The organism is Bacillus sp. OTU2372, from assembly GCF_038440275.1.
Taxonomy (GTDB): Bacteria; Bacillota; Bacilli; order Bacillales; family Cytobacillaceae; genus Neobacillus; species Neobacillus bataviensis_B.
The window spans coordinates 189491-205907 of the sequence record NZ_JASATK010000005.1 but is presented as its reverse complement, the minus strand read 5'-3'; the positions used below and the strand labels follow the sequence as shown (position 1 = coordinate 205907).

The window sequence follows — 16417 nt, the reverse complement described above, 5'->3', positions numbered from 1 at the left end:
TCATTTCACTAAATGAAACAAGAAAAATCAGTTTGTGGACAAAATAAAACTTGGAGGGATCATATGGAAGCAAAAACATGCAATGAAACAAGAGTCGTTCGAACAAGCCGAATTTTTCCAAACGATGTAAATAACCATAATACCTTGTTTGGTGGAAAGCTGATCAGTGATATCGATATGATTGCTTCGATTTCCGCTGTACGTCATTCAAGAGCAGAGTGTGTAACGGCCTCCATTGATTCAGTGGATTTCCTTAGTCCGATTACACCGAAGGATTCTGTTTGCATTGAAACCTTTGTATCGAATACGGGTACGACTTCAATTGAAGTTTTCGCTAAAGTGATTGCTGAAGATCTTATGTCCGGTACTCGAAAAATTGCTGCGACAGCCTTTTTAACCTTTGTTGCCTTAGATAAAAGCGGAAAACCGACAAGGGTTCCTGCGATCATCCCGGAAACGGAAGAAGAGAAAAAGCTGTATGAAACCGGTAAAGACCGGGCAGAAAAACGGAAAGAACATCGAAAAAGCAGTAAAGAACTCGCCAGCGTCTTTACCACACATAAGCCCTGGGAATAAAGAAAAGCGAAAGCGCCTTGATCAGGGGCTTATGCCCCCGAGCCCCTAGGCGCCGAAGCTAGACAACATAGAAAAGTGGAAGCGCGACATAAAAAAGGTTCACGATCTGTTCGTGAACCTTTCTTATGATTGTTTAGTTGGTGCTGACTTTTGCCATGTCATGACGTCATCCGCTTCATCAATCTCGATCGTGACATCAACGACGCCTTTTTCAGCCATAATTTTTTCATGTATTCTGTCCTTAATATCATCGGCGGCGGCAACCGTTAATTGAGGGTCAATCTCAATTTCCAGCTCAACGTGCAGGTCTTCACCCTCTTTAATCACGGTTATATCTTGAATATCCTTTACATCCGGGTCCTCCATCACGAGTACACCAATTTTATTTTCCATTTCCTCATCAGCTTGCCCAATAACCCCGGCTGCATTATCTAAAAAGACCTTTCCAACAACAAAGAGCATCATCACACCAATTAAAACAGAGGCGACACCTTCTGATTGATGTAAAGGGGTAAAGTGGGCTATAACAACAGCTATAATGGCTAACAAGCCGCCTAAAGTCGCCACCATGTCCTCCATAAACACAAGCTTTGTTGCCGGCTTCGCCCGTCCCAAATTGGCGAAGGCCATCGTAAATACGTTTAGACCTTTTGCCTCTATCTCGATTTCGTGTAAAATTTCTTTCATCGCTTTAAACAAGACAAAGGTTTCGAGCACGGTTGCTAATGCTAACACAAGAATATTAATTAGAAAACCACTGGACTCCGTTGGGTGAATAATATGGTGGTAGCCTTCTTTAATGGTTTCAAACGCCATAACCCCAACAATTAACACTGCCCCTAATAGAACCAGGTTAACCAAGCGGCCAAAGCCATTAGGATATTTCTCTGTCGGTGCCTTTTTACTTAATGCTGAACCGATAAACACAAAGAACTGATTAGCCGCATCGCCAAGGCTGTGCATCGTTTCGGCAAACATGGCCACATTCCCTGTAAAAAGAAAGGCCACACCTTTGATTATCGCAATAATGGTATTAATAATGGCAGCCAGAAAAGCTGATTTATTCCCTCGTTTTAATAATTGAAATAATTCTCCCATCCAATCCTCATTTCCTAAACGTTTTTTAGCACCATATTTAAACGGTTATTTCGTTCATTTTTTTCTGTGATTGATGCTAAGTCATATTTTTTCAATAAATGGAACACTTCATTCAATAGTTCCTGTGAATGTTCTTTTGCAAAAAACTGCTTAAATAAATCCTTCATATCTTCCGGTAAAAAAGCTGCTTGGGATTCGTATTTATTTTTTACCTCTTCCTGAGTGTGATTCAATTTACATTCGCTCATTTTTCTCTCCTCCTCAACTATGTACGTCTAGGATAACAGAAAAGATTCAAAGACCAAAAGCGGAAGCGCCTTGAACAGGGAAAAAGTAGTTCATTTTCCCCTGGGGGCTTATGCCCCCGAGCCCCTAGGCGCTGAAGCTGGATGTAAATAAAAAAAGCCCATGATTTGGGCTTTTTCAATTAAACTTTTTTATGATCTGTCACTTCTAAAACATCCAAAAGGAAAACAAAAACGGGGATTCCGATAATTAAGCCCCATACACCAAAAAAGTGCTCGGAAAAAATCAAGACAATGAAGGTATAGAAAACAGGTAGATTCGTTTTTGAACTCATTAAATTTGGATTTAAGATGTAGGCCTCAATTCCATGAATGATAAAAATCGCTATTCCCACATAAAGAACCTTCATTAAACCACCGATACTATAAGCGATAATCACAAGCGGAATTAATGAAATAATAACCCCCGCAACAGGAATTAATCCCAAAACAAAAACCATTATTGATAAGCCGCCTAATTGCGGAAAATCTAACAACCATAAGGAAATCGTCGTTAAGATACAATTGACTACCGCGATAATTAATTGTGCTTCAATCACCTTACCGAATGTCCCAACAAACTTCCGGGCAAAAAACTCAACTTCTTCATAAATAGAAGAGATTTTACTGTTCCTAAATTTCTTTGTAAATTCAATTAAGCGAGGCTTTTCTAGTAAGCAGAAAATACTTAGCAGCAAGGCCAATAAGACTTGTAAGGTAACACTGCTAATATCCGTAAAATACTTAATCAAGAAAGTAAATCCTTGCTCCAGGTAACTGGAGATTTTAATTTCTTCCATCCGGTTCACAAGATAATTTAAAATAATATTATCGTGCTTGGCCGTGTAAAAAGCCGTTAACTGCTTGATTAGGGCGGTAATTTCCTGAATAATCATCGGCAAATACATAACGAAACAATAGGAAAGCAGCCCGACAATGCAGGCATAAGAGATGACCACAATTAACCGGCGATTAAGCGGGATCTTTTTTTCGATGAATTGGACTAAACGATTCATTAAAAAGGTAAAAATAAAGGTAAGTAAAATTAAATTAATCATCGATCTCATTGCATATAAAACGAGGGCAATGAGAACAAAAATAGAAATTCTCTTAAATCCACTGCTCTGCATAAGTTTATTTATCATAGATACTGATCGAACCCCATTATGTTTACTAGTATAAGTTTTTACACTTTTTTTAATTATATCAAATCTTTACCGTATTTTGTCGGTTTTAGTCTTCTTTTACGGTTTAAATTGAACCGGTGTCATCGAACTGTCAATTCCTTTACTCATCCAGCCCTGTTTTGATAGAAAATCAAGCAGCTGTGGTAAATGGGCTAACGTTTCCCTCCGTTCGTGCAGCAAAATAACGATAGGACCATTGTGATTAGCCAATTGATTTAATTGCGTGATGACACTGTTCACATATCTCGCATCTTTATAATCCCAATCTCTGCTGTCAATATTCCAATCCCACATTAAATATCCATTATCATGAACAGCCTTTCGATATTCCTCTGTCATATACGGAACACTGCCATATGGGGTTCTCATTATATAGGAATCTACACCGGAAATTTCTTTTAACGTATTACGGTTTTGCGTTAATTCCGCAATGATAGATGCCGCGGAAGCATAAAAAATCTTCGGATTGTGCGAAACGCTATGCAAGCCTACCGTTTCTCCAGACTGAACCATTAATTTAACTGCATTTGGATAACGGCGAATATTACCATCAATCATAAAAAAGGTGGCTTTATAACGATATTTTTCCAGTAGGGCTATAATCTGGCCGGAAAATACTGACGGGCCGTCATCGAATGTTAAATAAACGGTTTTCTGCGGAACTGGATTAGCTGGCGGTGTATTCGGTTGTTCAGACTGTGCTGGTTGTGTATTCGGTTGTTCAGATTGCGCTGGTTTTGATTCCTTTGTTGGCTGCTCTGAAGAAGTTGTAGCGTTTGTGGCAGGTTCTGTAGTAGTCGATACTTTTACGTTACTTTTCTCTCGCGCTTGTTGATTTCTCCACGCAATCGCTTGCTCTTGCTGCTTGCGTATTCGTTCTTTTTCAAGTCTAATATCATCGGTGTCCCAAATGTTTTCCTCCGGTGCCGGTCCTTTCGCTATCGCACGTTTAATAGTTTCATTTTTTGAATGATTAATAGGTTGATTTACCGTTTTTTCCTGAAAATGATGGCTCAAGAATACCCCTGTGCATACGAATCCAATAGCCAGCAGGACGACAAGTGTCCTTTTGGACCAACCTTTTTTTAGATTTCGCATTTTACATACCCTCTTTGATGTTTTTTCACTTTCCCCATTATAGACGAAATTCCTAAATAATTGTTTCAAATCTATTAAAAATATTACATTTCTATTAAATTATACTTTTGTCACAGGTATTTAGTCACTCTACATATTACAAGTTTTACTAACATATTATACCAATTAAAAGTAAAAAAGGGGGGATATACGGAGAAATAAATCTGAAATTTCTAAAAGAAGTACAGGCAAATTACACTACCGTTTAACATACATATCATTGAAACAAGATTTTTATCCTATTCCATAATCTTATGCATCTTGATGGAGGTGAAATGAGTGTCAGGTGGACAAAAAGCACTTTTTTATATTCTATCGATACTTATTCCAATTGTTGGGATTATTGTCGGGATTATTTGGATGAATGATCAGGATCCTGAGAAGAAAGTTGTCGGGAAGAACTGTTTAATTATCGCGATCGTTGTGATGGTTTTAAGCTGTATTTGTTGGTTTGCCGCATCGGCATTGTCAATCATGCCAGCGTTTTCAGGCTACTAAAGTTAAGGCATTAAACAGACGTTCAGGAACCCAATTTTACATAATGATAAAATTGGGTTCTTCACTTAGGGGGTGAATACAATTTGATCCATGAGGTATTAAACTTTTTCGGAAGGGCCATTTGCCACCAGTTAGAAGAACGTACTCTTTATGTGTCAGGAGCAGCACTTTCCGTTTGTGCCAGAGATACAGGGATCTATATCGGAATTTTTTCAACCTTATTATATTTACATATCGTGAAAAGGCAATCAATAATCTCAATTCCCACAATTAAAGTAAGTTTTCTTCTATTATTCTTTATGGTGCCTATGATCTTTGATGGACTAGGGTCATACACCCATTTATTTCAAAGTAATAACGTAAGAAGATTAATATCTGGGATTTGCTTCGGTTTTGTTCTCCCCTATTTTCTTTATCCGATATATTTGGGAAAGTCACAAGCCCAAGCATGTGAACCTGTTATAAAAAATAGAAGGGATTTTTTTGTTCCCCTCTTGTTTAGCAGTATCCTAGGTGGATTAATTTATTTTGAAGTATTTCCTTATTACTTCTGGGACAGCTTAATTATTTTATCCATTGTTGTGTGGTTTAGTTTATGTGTGTCCTTCTTATTTCCGTTTGTGAAACAAACCTTCTTAAAGAGTATTATTTCTTTCGCAACTAGTATTGTTTTTCTCTGTTCATTATCTTATTTACATACCTTGCTACAAAATTCGAATTTACTGACATTATTAAATTTTTCTTTAAAAATCACTAAAAGAATACTGGGGTAAAATAATTTGAATATGGGTTCCATTCGGACCACTATCCACCACTTTTATTTCTCCACGATGTTCCATAATGATATTTTTTACAAATGGTAGTCCTAAACCTAACCCTTCTTTTCTAGAAGAAGTAAAAGGATCGAAAATACTTTCCCAATTGTCTTCCGGTATTCCATTTCCGGTATCAATCAAATGAATAAAGATGCGATCTATTTTGATATCGGTAGAAATGATTATCTCTCTTATCGATCTTCCTTTCGGAAAAGCTTCCGAGCTATTTTTTATTAAATTAACAAATACTTGTTTTAAATACGTTTGATTTGCATATGTTTTAAGAGTTCTATATTTTTTTTCAAAAGTAACTTTTACAGCATTTCTTTGTAAAAATTCTTCAGATATTTCGATTGCTTGTTCAATTATTTCATTTAGATCCAACATATTAAATTCAATCGATTTATATTTCAAGTATCCGGTGTAATTTTTTACTAATTCATCCAATTGCAGTGCAGCGGATTGAATCATTTCATTCATCTTTTTACCTTCGCTAGGTAAAGTCTTTAATTCACTTAATAATTTTGAATATCCGTTTATTATTTGCAGTATATTTTTAACTTCATGAACTAAACTGGCGGTGAGATTCCCAGCATTATCGAGTTTCTTCTGGCGCTCCAATAACCGATTAAAATTCACTGTCAGCATGGTATGCATTCTTATAAACGAAAAAACAATAATCACAGAAAAGATAATAATACCTAAACTGCTAAATAAAGCTCCGGCTCCTGGGATAAAATTTAAAAAACCAAAAACAAACAATAAAAAAGTACAAAAGGAAAATGTACTTAAAAAACCTTTTAAATAGATATTTTGAATTTGTCTAGAAATAATAAAAGTAAAAATGACAAAAATGATAAGACTTCCCGTATGGAAAAGATATAAGAATTGGAGTGGTCCATACTCTGGAAAGTAAAAATAAGTAGTAGAATGTAATATTTTTACTTCTTTTATATCTACTATTCCAAGTCTTGTCATGTTGATCATATAGATAATGGAGCTCCATACTACTAAAAAGAATAATACTTTTCGGTTAAATATGGATAATAAAAACTGATAATATGTCTTGTTTTTAAAGTTGGCCGTATGTTTTTTTATTAATATATAAGCCAAGTAAAATACGATGGGGACCATAAAGGTTGTTCCTATTCTAAACAGTCTGAAAAGCAACATGATTAGATTTTTCGAAAATATTCCATCCAAATACAAAACGGCTACATCCAACTGCCAAAAGCTGATGAAGAGCATATAAAGAAATAAGGCAGTTGCTAATTCTGAACCTTTATATATTTTTATAACACAAATCGCTAATACCACAGGAATCATTCCAATAATAGCGATTAAAAATGCAATGATCAAACCATTCACCACTCTATTTATATTTTCTTATATATTCAAAAGCATTATTTAGTTTTGGCGAATTTGTTTTTGGTGCTTTGACCCCATATCCCGTTACAACTATTTTTCCCATAACGATTACCTTCCAATAAATATATTATTAATAAATTATACTAAAAAAGGGTAAATAGTCACAGGTTATTTCAATAGGTAAAAGTTATTCATTATAGTTTGTTTCTACTTTTCAAATTTTTCAACGAATGAGCAACCTATTTGCTAAATCTAAATGGTAGATTATTTAGCTACTAAATTTGACTCTTTAATATCTAATGACCAGAGGCCACTGTTTAATACAATATCGGTATCAGTCACTCCTAATCTCTTTTTAAATAAGGGCCCATCAATAACAAATGTATGAAATTCCCCCATTTCCCCCATCGGGCAAATATCCGAATGGCTAGCATGAGAGAAGAAATTAGTGTTTAGATTTGTCCCCACCCAAGACTTGTCTAAATAACCATCTTTCACTCTACAAATAATGGCCTTATAACCTAACTGCAACCATTCTTTGACTAACTCGCCTATTTCTTCTGCACAAATCCAAAGTGGAAATTCCGAGTTAAGCCCCGCTTTCGCAGCAGCTTGCTCGTTCCACTGTCGATCCGTCTCTACATAAAGGGATCCAAAAATCACCGTATCGACATTTTGATTTTCCTTCAAGTCCTTAAGAGCATTGACTAATTGATTTTCATAATCAGGTGTAGAATTTATAAAAGTGATAGGTATTTGTAATGCTTCAGCTTGTTTTTTTACAATATCTATCGGAATACCATGAGCACATGTTCTCCTAAAAACATCAGAAACCATGGTGATTAATCCTACAACTTGGTAACCTTGTTTGATAACTTTGTCTAAACACATACAGCAATCCTTTCCGCCACTCCAAGAAATAACAACCCGTTTCAAATTACTCTTCCTCCCTATTATTTTTGCAATGATCTAATGGTTATCCTAATCTAATATTAAAGTATATTTGTTGTTACTACTACTTGCATGTCTTTTCTTTAATTGGGGAGCAACTGCCTCCGATTCAAGTGCTAATAGACACTAAAAAAGACTTGGAGGGTTTCCAAGTCTGATCATTTGTTAAAATTCTTGAAGAAGAATTTTTTTAATTATAAAAAAAAGACCAGCAATTTTCTGCTAGTCTTGTTATCCACCTATGTATGGTGGAGACGGCGGGACGTGCTCTTCCATGCTTTCGACATGGCACTGACTATATCTTGAACCTGTCCAAAAACAGGCCCTCTGGCGTCTTATGCGAAACATAAATTTACCTCTTCAAGGCAGGAATCGCATCCTAGTACTACCTTATTGCAAGGCAGCCTATAAGTCGATACACGGCTGTTGAATTACTTCACATACCGCTCGGCATTGCCCTATCGCCAAAAGCGACTTAGGTTTCACCGATAAAGCCAGATTATCACTTGTATGTTACCACACAAGGCGACTAATAATTAATCGAACCCGCGTCCAAAGATATCGGCACTTAAGCATCTACGAGTGTAGTCGATATATTGGCGTTTCACTGATCCTTTTGCCTATCGACCGGCGTCCGGTCAGCTAGCCTGGTTATTCTCTTCCTTCATCCTCAGGCGGTGGAATCCGGCGTAGCCCACTTAAAGTGAGTCCGCTACCCTACCACATGGGCGATGGAGGGGCGAACCGCTAAGCGCTATTAAGCAGCTAAAGCGAAAGTTTTGTTAGTTTTGCCAGTTATGGCTTTGACGTTTTAACGAGGCCGATCCCCTCGACTCGCAACCTAAGCTCAAACTACCCCTGTCGAATCCGTAGCGTCCCCATTATAAAATGAGCTGAAATCTACTTAAAGATTTAGCAGCAGACGTTAGGATGCTCGAACGAATGTTAGAGCAAAAGATTGTGCCGCCTTATCAGCGACAAACTTATTATAACACACTCAGAGCATTTTTCAATTGTAACTATTTGTAAGATATTTTCCAATTACATCTTTTGACGATCACGGAAGGCTCTTTCAATCTCACGCTTTGCCTCTTTCTGCTTTAACGATTCACGCTTATCATAATTCTTTTTACCCTTTGCTAGACCAATTAAAACCTTACAGAAGCCATTTTTTAAATATAACTTTAACGGCACAAGGGCATAACCTGCTTCTTTTGTTTCTCCAAGCAGTTTATTAATTTCACGTTTATGAAGTAACAGTTTGCGCGTTCGTAATGGATCGTGATTAAAAATGTTTCCCTGCTCATAAGGACTCACATGCATTCCAAACAGAACCGCTTCTCCATTTTGGATCCTTGCATATGCATCCTTCAGATTGACCTTCCCGGCACGAATCGATTTAATTTCAGTCCCCTGAAGAACAATTCCCGCCTCGTACGTTTCTTCGATAAAATAGTCGTGGTAAGCCTTCTTGTTTTGCGCGACTACCTTTCCTACACCCTTTGGCATTTATATCACCTCAACTCTATGGATTTATTTTAGCAGAATATAATAGCCTGTACAATTAGAAAGGCGGAAGCGCCTTGAACAGGGAAAAAAGTAGTTCATTTTTTCCTAGTGGCGCAAGCCATATTGAACCCGAACCCCATTTTAGATTCAGGACCTGGACAGTGAAAAGGAGCCCTGCAGTAAGGCCCCTCTTCCTATTATTTATTTTTTCTCTTTCTGCTCTTGGATTTCGGTACATTATCGTAAAACTTGCGTTTATTTTTGGACTTGCCGCCCTGACCGCCGCCTGATTCAGACTTTTGTCCGTTTCTGCTTCGACCTTGTTTTGCTTCGCCTTGCTGTTTATTTCGGCGCGGTTTCCGTGTATCACTGCCTGTACTAAAGACTCTTGTAGTTTCTGGTCTCTCGCGGCGAGTCCCTTTCATGCCGACAATTTCAAAATCAATCGAACGTTCGTCTTTATTAACCTTAACGACCCGAACCGTAATTTCATCACCAATCCGGAACACGTTTCCGGTTCGCTCGCCAATCATCGCAAAATGCCGCTCGTCAAAACGATAATAATCATCGGTCATATAGCTGACATGCACAAGACCTTCAATCGTGTTTGGCAGCTCCACAAACATGCCGAAGTTAGTCACAGAGCTGATGATGCCGTCATATTCGACACCAACCTTATCCTCCATGTACTCCGCTTTTTTCAATTCATCCGTTTCACGTTCAGCATCTACTGCACGACGTTCCATTTTCGAAGAATGCTCGGCAATTTCAGGCAAGCGGGCATTCCATTTTTCCCTCGTTGCCTCATCGATTTTTCCTTCAATTAAATAGGTACGGATTAAGCGATGGACAATCGTATCCGGATAACGGCGAATCGGCGAGGTGAAATGAGTGTAAAACTCAGTCGATAAGCCAAAGTGTCCAAGGCTCTCAGGATAATATTTTGCCTGCTGCATCGAACGGAGCATGACAGTCGAAATCACCATTTCTTCTGGTTTTCCTTGCACCTCTTCAATAATTTCCTGCAGTGCACGAGGATGAACATCGTTAGCGGTTCCTTTTACGATATAGCCAAAGTTAGTAATAAACTCGAAAAATCTCCGTAATTTATCTTCCTTTGGATCCTCGTGAATACGGTAAATAAACGGAACTTCCATCCAGTGAAAATGTTCCGCCACGGTTTCGTTGGCAGCTAACATAAATTCTTCTATTAACCGCTCGGCAACTGACCGCTCGCGTAAGACAACATCCGTTGGTTTTCCTTCTTCGTCTACCAAGACTTTTGATTCTTTAAAATCAAAATCGATGGCCCCGCGCTTCATTCGTTTGTTTCTTAGAACTTCTGCGAGTTCTTCCATTAGTTCAAACATCGGGACAAGCGACTCATACCTTGCACGTGTTTCTTCATCTTTGTCAGTAAGGATTCGGTTCACATCATAGTAGGTCATTCGCTCCGTTGTTTTAATCACACTTTGAAAAATTTCATGGGAAACAACGGTACCCTCCGGTGAAATTTCCATTTCACAAGACAACACAAGGCGATCCACCTTAGGATTTAAGGAGCAAATTCCGTTTGAGAGGCGGTGCGGGATCATCGGAATCACTCGGTCTACTAAATAAACACTTGTTGCCCGGTCCTCTGCTTCTACGTCAATCGGCGTGCCCTCTTTAACATAATAGCTGACATCTGCAATGTGTACGCCCAGCTTATAATTGCCGTTCTCTAATTTTGTAACGGTGACCGCGTCATCTAAGTCTTTAGCGTCCGCCCCGTCAATCGTCACAATGGTTTCGTTCCGTAAGTCACGGCGATTAGCTAGTTCACTTTCATCAATCGTCTCAGGTGTCTCATTGGCCTGCGTTAATACATCATCAGGAAAAGCCATTGGCAGTCCATGTTTATGTATGACTGATAAAATATCTACGCCAGGGTCATTTTTATGGCCAAGTATTTCAATAACTTCACCTTCTGCACTTTTTCGTCCATCAGGGTACGTAACAAGTTTAACGACTACCTTATGTCCTTCCACTGCCCCTTTGGAGGCATTCTTCGGAATAAAAATATCGCTGGCAAATTTTTTATCGTCCGGAATCACAAAGCCAAAGCTTTTGCTTTCAACATAGGTTCCAACGATTTGTTGGACACCTCGTTCAATAATTCGGATGATACTTCCTTCCCTGCGAGTTCCTGATGATTCCGTAGATACACGGGCAAGAACCGTATCGCCATGCATGGCGGTATTCGTTTCATTCGGTGGGATAAAAATATCATCCATACCTGGTTCATCAGGTACAACAAATGCAAATCCCTTTGCATGACCAATTAATTTACCGCGGATTAAATTCATTTTTTGCGGCAGCCCGTAACGGTTGCTGCGTGTGCGTACGACAAGTCCTTTTTCTTCCATTTGAACAAGTGCCTTTACGAACTCTTTAAAGTCTCCGGAATCCTGAATCCCAAATGCTTCCTCCAGTTCCTGGACCGTTAATGGTTTGTAGGCTTCGTCCCTCATATATTGCAAAAGCTTATCTATGTGCTTTTGAATTGTTTCTTCCAAACTATTCCCTCCTTTGTGGGTGCTTTATTAAGCATGCCAATCTAACTTTTCCAAAAAAGCATATACATCTTCATGAAGCTGTTCCCGCTCTTTATCCAGCGTAATGACATGTCCTGATTCTTCATACCACTTAATTTCTTTTATGGTGGATTCAATTTCGTTGTAAATGATGTTGGCACTCTCGGTATTAATCATTTTGTCGTGGCGAGCCTGTACAACAAATGTCGGGGCATAGATCATATCAACATGCTCACGTACGTCGGCAATTAATTGTTGGAGTGCTTTTAATGTATTCATCGGTGTTTTTTGAAATTCTTTCATTTCCATTTCGATTTGCTCGTCTGTTTTTCCTTCATATTTTTTATATTCACGGGCATAATCGAGAATTCCTTGGTACATGACTTCTTCACTTTTTATATGCATCGGGGCGCACATAGGTACAATACCCTTTATAGGTACAGTGTATCCCAATTTCAAAGAAAATACGCCGCCAAGTGAAAGTCCAGCGACTGCTATTTCTTCATGTCCTTTATTTTTTAAAAAATGATAGCCATTTAGGACGTCCTGCCACCAATCTTCTGGACCTGTATGGACGAGTTCTTCCGGTGGTACTCCATGGCCTTTATAGTGCGGGGCATGGCAGGTGTAGCCCTTTTTTTCTAAAAAACGGCCGAGCATCCGGACATCTGCTGAATTGCCGGTGAAACCGTGGAGCAGCAAGACGGCCCGTTTTCCTCCTTCAAAGGTAAATGGTTTCGGTGGTGCAACTTTCATTTTGAAAACTCCTTTTATTTCTATTAGCTTCTATTAGTTTAAGCATTAAAAGAGGTAACATTCCAGAAAAAAGCCTTACCGACTCCCTTGAAATCCAAATAATAAAAAAAACCTTGCTGAAGACGGCAAGGTTCGTTTATTTTTGGTTATATTATTCAAAGCCAACCGTCATTTTATCAGGATGGGAGCCAGCGCGGCTATCCTGATTTAACGAATCAATTCTTTCCATATCCTCTTGGGATAATTGAAAATCGAAGACATTGGCATTTTCAATAATGCGGTGTTCTTTGATTGATTTTGGAATCGTAACCACTTCATTTTGCAGATCCCAGCGTAAAATCACTTGTGCAACGCTTTTATTATATTTATGTGCAATATCTTCAAGTACAGGATCATTTAGAAGTTGTCCTTGTTTCAATGGTGACCATGCTTCCAGTTGAATTCCTTCTTGTTTACAGAAAGCATGCAGTTCTTTTTGAGTTAAATGAGGATGGTATTCCACTTGGTTAACCATCGGTTTAATTTCTGCAGAACTGATTAAATCTTCTAAATGGTGAATCTGGAAGTTACTAACACCAATGGCACGTACACGACCCTCTTTATAGAGTTTTTCAAATGCTCTCCAGGTTTCTTTATATTTATCTTTACCTGGCCAGTGAATTAAATAAAGATCTAGGTAATCGAGACCTAGCTTATTAAGACTTGTTTCGAACGCTTTTAAGGTCGATTCATACCCTTGTTCGGAATTCCAAAGCTTTGTTGTAATAAACATATTTTCACGAGGAACCCCGGACTCTTTGATCGCTTGACCGACCCCTCCTTCATTGCCGTAAATAGCCGCTGTGTCAATGCTTACATATCCATTTCGAATCGCAGCTTTGACCGACTCAACTACCTCTTCGCCTTCCTTTACTTTAAAAACTCCTAATCCAAACCATGGCATTTTCACACCATTATGTAATGTCGTAGTGTCTTTTAAACTTGTTAGCATCATCTATTCCTCCTAAAAAATAGTCATTACTGTCAAATCTTTGTTACAATCCGCTCGATTATAATCCTCTTGCAGCTTGGACTTTTTCGATATACTGTTTCGCATATTCCGTAATCTTATCAAAATCTCCTGTTTTCGCTGGAGCGACTAAATTACCACCAACTCCAACTGCCACACATCCATTTCGAATCCATCGATCCACATTTTCTAAATCTACTCCGCCCGTTGGCATGATGTTAATTTGAGGCAGAGGCGCTTTTACCGCTTTCACAAAATCTGGGCCAAAGGCGCTTCCGGGGAATAATTTCACAATATCCGAGCCTGCCTCCAAGGCACGTTTCATTTCAGTTAGAGTCATACAGCCTGGCATATAAGGAACTTGATAAAGATTACATAATCTGGCTGTCTCCTCATCAAATGCTGGACTAACGACAAACTGTGCACCTGCTAAAATCGCGATTCTTGCCGTTGCCGCATCTAGAACAGTTCCAGCTCCAATTACAACATTTTCATTGCCCTGATAAACAGCCGACAATTCCTTTATGACTTCATCCGCCCCATTTACTGTAAAGGTCACTTCAATTCCTTGGATCCCACCTTTGACACACGCTTCAGAAATATTTACAGCGTCTTCCTTTGAATCCGCCCGAACGACTGCTACTACACCACACTCGGATATTTTTGATAAAATATTCACCTTTTTCATCACCTTGACTCCTCTTTCAATTAATTATTCTAAAATGCCAATAGAATGAGTTCCCTACATCCTAGAATTAAATTTACAAAAGTTTCTACATGGCGTATCATATAATAGAACGCCGTTCCAAAAAAAAGATCAAATACTAGAAAATATTTCTAATAAACGAGGTTATAAACGATGTCTAATGTTCAATCCCTTGAACGGGCTCTAACGATATTAAACAAGCTTTCCGAGTATCCAGACGGCATCCAAATTGCTCGATTATCTGAGCAGGTTGGTTTAACAAAGAGTACGGTTCACAGACTGTTAGCTACGTTATCGAGTATGAATTATGTTGTGAAAGACGAAGAAACGGACAAGTATAAACTCGGATTACAAGTCCTATTTCTTTCTAGAAATCTATTAAATAACTCCAATATTGTTACCACAGCAAAACCTTATCTCGAAAGACTATCACAAGAAGCAAATGAAACAGTACACTTATGCATAGAAGATCACGGAGAAGTTGTTTATATCGATAAAATTGAAAGTAATCAGACCATCCGTATGTACTCCCGAATAGGAAGCCGAGCACCCATGTATTGTACGGGGGTAGGAAAGATCTTACTTTCCGACAAGGATCAAGACACTCTTGAAAAAATCGTTTCAAACATTCACTTCATCCCTAAAACACCGAACACCATTACCTCTAAAGAAGAATTTTTAAAGGAAATCGAAAGGGTTAGGAACCAGGGATATGCATTAGACAATGCCGAAAATGAATCGGTCTTAATGTGTATCGCTTCCCCCATCTATGATCATAGAGGGAAGATTATTGCCAGCTTTAGTATTTCAGGGCCTAATAATCGAGTAACGTTGGATGTAATCAATCAAACATTAGTCGAAAAAATGAAACATTACAGCATCGCCATCTCAAGAAACCTTGGCTATACAGGTTCTTGAGAATAGGGTATTCTCTATCTTGGGAATACCCTATTTTTTTAGAGCTGAACAGAAGTGCTTCCAATAAATTCTTCCAAATGGTTTCTATTTGGCAGCCCGTCATTGTCTCCTGGGAACATAACCGCTATGGCTCCGATAGCTGCCCCGCGTTTGACTGCTTCTTTAAGTGGCAGCCCTTCAAGAATGCCACTTACCACCCCGACTGCAAAACCATCACCGGCACCAACCGTATCAACCACTTGTTCTACGGGAAAGCCATTCGTATAGAATTGCTCACCTTGGGAGCTTGTGAAGGCACCTTTTGCCCCGAGCTTAACGACAACTGTTTTTACTCCAGCAGCATGATAGTAATCAGCTATCCCCTGAACGTCTTGTCTGCCTGTTAAGAGCTTCCCTTCTTCAATACCAGGAAGAACAATGTCTGCGCGACAGGCAAGATCATTTATGACTTGAACCATTTCCTCCTTGTCAGCCCAAAGACCCGGACGTAAATTAGGATCATACGAAATTTGTACACCTCTTGCTCGGGCCTCCTTGATTAACTCGTATACCATCTCCCGGCATCCCGCAGATAATGCTGGCGGGATGCCTGTCAAATGAATATGATCAAAGCCATCCCAGTTCAAATTTGCGATGGTATCAAGTCCCATATGGGAGGCCGCAGAATTTTTGCGCGCGGAAAATACTTCCGGGTCCCCGCTTACTACCTTTTGTTTCCACTGCATACCAGTTATATAGTTAGGATGAAATGTCACATAGGTGGTATCAATGGCATTGTGTTGAAGAAACGTTTCAATGTTTTTTCCGAACGGATCGTTTCCCAGTTGTGTAATATACGTGACTTGATGTCCTAAACGTGACATCCCAATCGAAAAATTGACTTCTGCACCTGCAACAAAACGGTTGAAATGCTCTACATTTTCCAAAGCCCCTTCATGTTCGGCAACAAATAGAGCCATTGGTTCACCAACAGTAATAATTTTACTCATACGAATCCTCCTGTTATTTGAAAGAAGAGACATAAATGAT

Annotated in this window: 16 protein-coding genes and 1 other RNA gene; 4 read left to right on the top strand and 13 right to left on the bottom strand. The window is 38.8% G+C overall.

Annotation, left to right across the window (positions count from 1 at the left end; translation table 11 throughout):
- The first annotated feature begins 63 nt into the window (after window positions 1–63).
- The gene (locus AAHB15_RS11680; protein ID WP_144566775.1) at window positions 64–576 is read left to right on the top strand and encodes an acyl-CoA thioesterase; all 513 of its coding nucleotides are present in this window, start codon (window positions 64–66) and stop codon (window positions 574–576) included.
- Window positions 577–699: 123 nt separating this feature from the next.
- Here AAHB15_RS11680 and AAHB15_RS11675 read toward each other — a convergent pair whose 3' ends face one another.
- The 4 genes from AAHB15_RS11675 to AAHB15_RS11660 form a co-directional block, all read right to left on the bottom strand.
- Entirely contained in the window at window positions 700–1674 is a 975-nt protein-coding gene (locus tag AAHB15_RS11675; RefSeq protein WP_335574997.1) for a cation diffusion facilitator family transporter, read from the bottom strand.
- A gap of 14 nt (window positions 1675–1688) precedes the next feature.
- Window positions 1689–1922, bottom strand: coding sequence for a hypothetical protein (locus AAHB15_RS11670; protein ID WP_335574996.1), 234 nt, complete (start codon window positions 1920–1922; stop codon window positions 1689–1691).
- 179 nt (window positions 1923–2101) lie between these two features.
- Complete coding sequence (locus AAHB15_RS11665) at window positions 2102–3103, bottom strand: AI-2E family transporter (RefSeq protein ID WP_335574995.1); 1002 nt, start codon at window positions 3101–3103, stop codon at window positions 2102–2104.
- Window positions 3104–3202: 99 nt separating this feature from the next.
- Window positions 3203–4243: a polysaccharide deacetylase family protein gene (locus AAHB15_RS11660; protein ID WP_335574994.1), complete on the bottom strand. Its 1041-nt coding sequence runs from the start codon at window positions 4241–4243 to the stop codon at window positions 3203–3205.
- Between the two features lie 318 nt (window positions 4244–4561).
- Here AAHB15_RS11660 and AAHB15_RS11655 point away from each other — a divergent pair, with 318 nt between their 5' ends.
- Both AAHB15_RS11655 and AAHB15_RS30185 read left to right on the top strand, forming a co-directional pair.
- Window positions 4562–4780, top strand: a complete 219-nt coding sequence (locus AAHB15_RS11655; protein WP_098530317.1) for a hypothetical protein — start codon at window positions 4562–4564, stop codon at window positions 4778–4780.
- Between the two features lie 83 nt (window positions 4781–4863).
- On the top strand, window positions 4864–5553 hold the full coding sequence (locus AAHB15_RS30185) for a DUF2085 domain-containing protein (protein ID WP_420491219.1): 690 nt from the start codon (window positions 4864–4866) through the stop codon (window positions 5551–5553).
- Here AAHB15_RS30185 and AAHB15_RS11650 read toward each other — a convergent pair.
- The 8 genes from AAHB15_RS11650 to AAHB15_RS11615 form a co-directional block, all read right to left on the bottom strand.
- Window positions 5524–6954: a HAMP domain-containing sensor histidine kinase gene (locus AAHB15_RS11650; RefSeq protein WP_335574993.1), complete on the bottom strand. Its 1431-nt coding sequence runs from the start codon at window positions 6952–6954 to the stop codon at window positions 5524–5526. The genes AAHB15_RS30185 and AAHB15_RS11650 overlap by 30 nt on opposite strands.
- A 273-nt stretch (window positions 6955–7227) precedes the next feature.
- The gene (locus tag AAHB15_RS11645) at window positions 7228–7899 is read right to left on the bottom strand and encodes a Dph6-related ATP pyrophosphatase (RefSeq protein ID WP_335571307.1); all 672 of its coding nucleotides are present in this window, start codon (window positions 7897–7899) and stop codon (window positions 7228–7230) included.
- Window positions 7900–8451: 552 nt separating this feature from the next.
- Window positions 8452–8786: a transfer-messenger RNA gene (ssrA, locus tag AAHB15_RS11640) on the bottom strand.
- A gap of 169 nt (window positions 8787–8955) precedes the next feature.
- Window positions 8956–9423: an SsrA-binding protein SmpB gene (gene smpB / locus AAHB15_RS11635; RefSeq protein ID WP_098530321.1), complete on the bottom strand. Its 468-nt coding sequence runs from the start codon at window positions 9421–9423 to the stop codon at window positions 8956–8958.
- Window positions 9424–9620: 197 nt separating this feature from the next.
- Window positions 9621–11936: a ribonuclease R gene (gene rnr, locus AAHB15_RS11630; protein WP_446715861.1), complete on the bottom strand. Its 2316-nt coding sequence runs from the start codon at window positions 11934–11936 to the stop codon at window positions 9621–9623.
- A 72-nt stretch (window positions 11937–12008) separates the two neighbouring features.
- Entirely contained in the window at window positions 12009–12755 is a 747-nt protein-coding gene (locus tag AAHB15_RS11625) for an alpha/beta hydrolase (protein ID WP_335571305.1), read from the bottom strand.
- 151 nt (window positions 12756–12906) lie between these two features.
- A complete protein-coding gene (locus AAHB15_RS11620) occupies window positions 12907–13746 on the bottom strand; it encodes an aldo/keto reductase (protein WP_335571304.1) in 840 nt (279 codons plus the stop codon).
- A 58-nt stretch (window positions 13747–13804) separates the two neighbouring features.
- Entirely contained in the window at window positions 13805–14452 is a 648-nt protein-coding gene (locus AAHB15_RS11615; RefSeq protein WP_335571303.1) for a bifunctional 4-hydroxy-2-oxoglutarate aldolase/2-dehydro-3-deoxy-phosphogluconate aldolase, read from the bottom strand.
- A 171-nt stretch (window positions 14453–14623) separates the two neighbouring features.
- Between AAHB15_RS11615 and AAHB15_RS11610 the strand changes: the two genes are divergently transcribed.
- Window positions 14624–15388 carry an IclR family transcriptional regulator gene (locus AAHB15_RS11610; RefSeq protein ID WP_335571302.1) on the top strand — a complete coding sequence of 255 codons (765 nt, stop codon included), beginning with the start codon at window positions 14624–14626 and terminating at the stop codon, window positions 15386–15388.
- A 38-nt stretch (window positions 15389–15426) separates the two neighbouring features.
- Here the strand turns inward: AAHB15_RS11610 and AAHB15_RS11605 are convergent, their stop codons facing one another.
- On the bottom strand, window positions 15427–16377 hold the full coding sequence (locus tag AAHB15_RS11605; protein ID WP_335571301.1) for a sugar kinase: 951 nt from the start codon (window positions 16375–16377) through the stop codon (window positions 15427–15429).
- Window positions 16378–16417 lie beyond the last annotated feature (40 nt).

Bases quoted from the DNA above. Each gene is read 5' to 3' on its own strand.
- AAHB15_RS11680 (WP_144566775.1), top strand. From the start codon at position 64: ATGGAAGCAAAAACATGCAATGAAACAAGAGTCGTTCGAACAAGCCGA.
- AAHB15_RS11675 (WP_335574997.1), bottom strand. From the start codon at position 1,674: ATGGGAGAATTATTTCAATTATTAAAACGAGGGAATAAATCAGCTTTT.
- AAHB15_RS11670 (WP_335574996.1), bottom strand. From the start codon at position 1,922: ATGAGCGAATGTAAATTGAATCACACTCAGGAAGAGGTAAAAAATAAA.
- AAHB15_RS11665 (WP_335574995.1), bottom strand. From the start codon at position 3,103: ATGATAAATAAACTTATGCAGAGCAGTGGATTTAAGAGAATTTCTATT.
- AAHB15_RS11660 (WP_335574994.1), bottom strand. From the start codon at position 4,243: ATGCGAAATCTAAAAAAAGGTTGGTCCAAAAGGACACTTGTCGTCCTG.
- smpB (WP_098530321.1), bottom strand. From the start codon at position 9,423: ATGCCAAAGGGTGTAGGAAAGGTAGTCGCGCAAAACAAGAAGGCTTAC.
- rnr (WP_446715861.1), bottom strand. From the start codon at position 11,936: ATGAGGGACGAAGCCTACAAACCATTAACGGTCCAGGAACTGGAGGAA.
- AAHB15_RS11625 (WP_335571305.1), bottom strand. From the start codon at position 12,755: ATGAAAGTTGCACCACCGAAACCATTTACCTTTGAAGGAGGAAAACGG.
- AAHB15_RS11620 (WP_335571304.1), bottom strand. From the start codon at position 13,746: ATGCTAACAAGTTTAAAAGACACTACGACATTACATAATGGTGTGAAA.
- AAHB15_RS11615 (WP_335571303.1), bottom strand. From the start codon at position 14,452: ATGAAAAAGGTGAATATTTTATCAAAAATATCCGAGTGTGGTGTAGTA.
- AAHB15_RS11610 (WP_335571302.1), top strand. From the start codon at position 14,624: ATGTCTAATGTTCAATCCCTTGAACGGGCTCTAACGATATTAAACAAG.
- AAHB15_RS11605 (WP_335571301.1), bottom strand. From the start codon at position 16,377: ATGAGTAAAATTATTACTGTTGGTGAACCAATGGCTCTATTTGTTGCC.